Origin of the sequence: Agromyces binzhouensis, assembly GCF_004135055.1 — a bacterium.
Taxonomy (GTDB): domain Bacteria; phylum Actinomycetota; class Actinomycetes; order Actinomycetales; family Microbacteriaceae; genus Agromyces; species Agromyces binzhouensis.
In genome coordinates this window covers 1-3,131 of sequence record NZ_SDPL01000371.1, presented here as the reverse complement: position 1 = coordinate 3,131, position 3,131 = coordinate 1, and the positions used below count along the sequence as shown (strand labels likewise).

At 71.5% G+C, this 3,131-nt stretch carries 2 protein-coding genes; one reads left to right on the top strand and one right to left on the bottom strand.

What is annotated here, in order from left to right; translation table 11 throughout:
* Nucleotides 1-678: EamA/RhaT family transporter (locus ESO86_RS14300; RefSeq protein WP_129235597.1), on the bottom strand; the 678-nt coding region annotated here is incomplete at its 3' end.
* A 289-nt stretch (nt 679-967) separates the two neighbouring features.
* Between ESO86_RS14300 and ESO86_RS14295 the strand changes: the two genes are divergently transcribed.
* Nucleotides 968-2,941, top strand: coding sequence for a bifunctional metallophosphatase/5'-nucleotidase (locus ESO86_RS14295; RefSeq protein ID WP_165307894.1), 1,974 nt, complete (start codon nt 968-970; stop codon nt 2,939-2,941).
* The last annotated feature ends 190 nt before the right edge of the window (nt 2,942-3,131 follow it).

The following is a 3,131-nucleotide window of genomic DNA, read 5'->3' as shown; positions in this document are numbered from 1 at the left end:
GCCCCCGTCCCGTGCCGCGCCCCTCGACGATCCGGCGCCGGCGGCCGCCCCGGGGTCCGGCGCGGAACGCGCACGGACTGCGGCGAACACGGTCACCGCGCCGAACGCGGCGAACAGCACGGTCGCCGAGACGACGCGGTTCGCGACGAGCGGGACGACGCCCGAGGCATCCGCCGTGTGCGAGATCGTGATGTAGTACCCGCCGATCGCGAGCCCGGAGCCGACCGCGAGGAGCAGGCCGCGGGCGCTCGGCCGGACGGCACCGCGCTCGGGCACGAACCCGACGAGGACGACGGCGACCAGCGCGACGCCGATGCCCCAGACGCCGAGCGGTCCGAACCGCTCGGCACCGACGAGCGTGCCCCAGAGCATCGGGGTGACGGCCGACATCAGCGCGGTGAGCGGCGAGAGGATGCTCATGGGGCCGATCGCGAGGCACGCGTAGAGCAGGGCGATCGCGACGGCGCCGATCACGCCCGAGAGCGCACCCCAGCCGAGGTCCGCGAGGGTCCAGGCGCCGCCGAGCACGGGCAGTGCGGCGAGCATCGTGACGAGGCCCGCCACCGAGGCGATCGCGGTGGCGAGGAGTGCGCCCAGGCGTCGCGCGGCGAGGCCGCCGAGGAAGTCCGCGGCGCCGTAGACGATCGCGCCGGAGAGCGAGAGGACCGCGGTGAGCATCGTCGATCAGCCTAGGCGCGACCGCCGGTGCTGCTCATCTGAGCGTCGGACGCTGCTCATCTGAGCAAAATCGGCGGATTCATTGAACGCCGCGTGACGAGTGGGTCAAGTCCCTTCCCTCGGCCGAGCCCCCGCCATAGGCTGCGAAGCAGTGCCCGCCCGAACCCGGGGCGGCCACCTGCGACGCCGGGGGGCGCGAAGGCCTGTCTCCCGCATCCGCCCTTGCAGAGGAGATCACGCAATGCAGCAACGTTCCCCCGGTGCGGCTCGGACCCGCGCCACGTCCCCCATGCGCTCACGCGGCCGCGCGGCCGCAGGAGCGCTCGCCGGAGCCACTGCGCTCGCGCTCGCCCTCGGCGGCGTCGCCTCGGCCCAGGCCGTCCCGCCGGACGGGCTCCCGCCGAAGGCGCAGGCGAAGGCCTTCGTCGACCTCAACCTCGTCACGGTCAACGACTTCCACGGCCGGATCGAGGAGAACGGCTCGGCGGCCGGCATCGCGCGGCTCTCGTCCGCGGTCAACGAGATCCGCGACGCGAACCCGAACACCGTCTTCGCCGCAGCCGGAGACCTCATCGGGGCATCGACCTTCACCTCGTTCATCCAGCAGGACGTTCCGACGATCGAGGCCTTCAACGAGGCGGGGCTCGACGTCAGCGCGGTGGGCAACCACGAGTTCGACAAGGGCATGGACGACCTCACCGACCGCGTCATGCCGCTCGCGCTCTGGGAGTACCTCGGCGCCAACGTCTACGACAAGGCGACCGGCGAGGCCGCACTGCCCGAGTACTGGGTCGCGGAGTTCGAGGGCGTGCGCCTCGGCTTCGTGGGCGCCGTGACCGACGAGCTCCCGTCGCTGGTGAGCCCCGCCGGCATCGCCGACATCGAGGTGGGCCCGCCCGTCGAGGCCGCCAACCGCGTGGCCGACCAGCTGAGCGACGGCAACGACGCGAACGGCGAGGCCGACATCGTCGTCCTGCTCGTCCACGAGGGCGCAGCAGACACGACCGTCGAGTCGGCGACCGACCCGAACTCGCGGTTCGGCGACATCGTGCTGAACGCCAACGACAACGTCGACGCCATCGTCTCGGGCCACACGCACCTCGCGTACAACCACGTGATCGACGGCCGGCCCGTGATCTCGAGCGGCCAGTACGGCGAGCGCTTCTCCAACATGGAGATCACCTTCAACAAGAAGAGCGGCAAGATCGCGCGGATGAAGAACACCATCTACACGATGGCGGTCCGCGACGCCGACGGGAACATCACCGGCTACATCGCCGAGCCCGACCCGGCGCTCGTCCCGCTCGTGGCCGAAGCCACGGCCGTCGCCAAGGAGCTCGGCAGCGTCGTGCTCGGCGAGGCGACCGCGGACTTCGGTCGCGCCGTCCGCGCGAACCCGGTCGGGGCGCCGTCGTTCCCGGAGAACCGCGGAGGCGAGTCCACGCTCGGCAACTTCGTGGCCGACGTGCAGGAGTGGGCGCTCAACGTGGACGGCACGCGCGACGTGCAGATCACGTTCATGAACCCCGGCGGCCTGCGTGCCGACCTCGCATCCGGTGAGGTCACCTACGCCGAGGCCGCGGCCGTCCAGCCGTTCGCCAACACGCTGGTCTCGTTCGACCTCACGGGAGCGCAGATCAAGCAGGTGCTCGAGGAGCAGTGGCAGCCCGAGGGCGTCAGCCGTCCGTTCCTCAAGCTCGGCGTCAACGAGGAGTTCACCTACACCTACGACCCGACCGCGCCGAAGGGCTCGCACATCACCGAGATGTGGCTCGAGGGCGTGGCGATCGACCCCGCGGCGACGTACTCGGTCGGTGCCAACTCGTTCCTCGCGTCCGGCGGTGACAACTTCTCCACCCTGGCCGAAGGCATGAACAAGGCCGACAGCGGCAAGATCGACCTCGAGTCGATGGTGGACTGGTTCGACACGTTCGGCTCCGCGACGCCCGACCTCATGCAGCGCGCGGTCGGCGTCCACCTGCCGGGCGGCACCTCGGTCGCGGCAGGTGCGTCGGTGACCGTCGACCTGTCGTCGCTCGACTTCTCGCGCGACGAGATCGACGCCGACACGGCGATCGTCTCGAGTGGCGGAGTCGAACTCGGCAGCGCGCCGATCGACACCGCCTACACGCCGAACTTCGACGAGATCGGCCAGGCGAGCGTCACGTTCACCGTCCCGGCCGGTGCGAGCGGCCCGACCACGTTCGACGTGTTCGTGCCCTCGACCGGCACGACCAGCTCGTTCACGCTCAACGTGGGCTGACGCCGGTACCCAGTGGAACGGCCCCGGGCGCACGCCCGGGGCCGTTCCCGTACCCGCCGGGCGGTTAGGCTGGTCGGGTGACTTCCCGGGGTGCACGCGCGGCTCGCGGAGCGGCTGTCGCCGCGTTCGCGGTGCTCGCCGCATCCCTCGCGCACACGGTGGGCAGCGGCACGCCGCCCGGGCCGGTCGC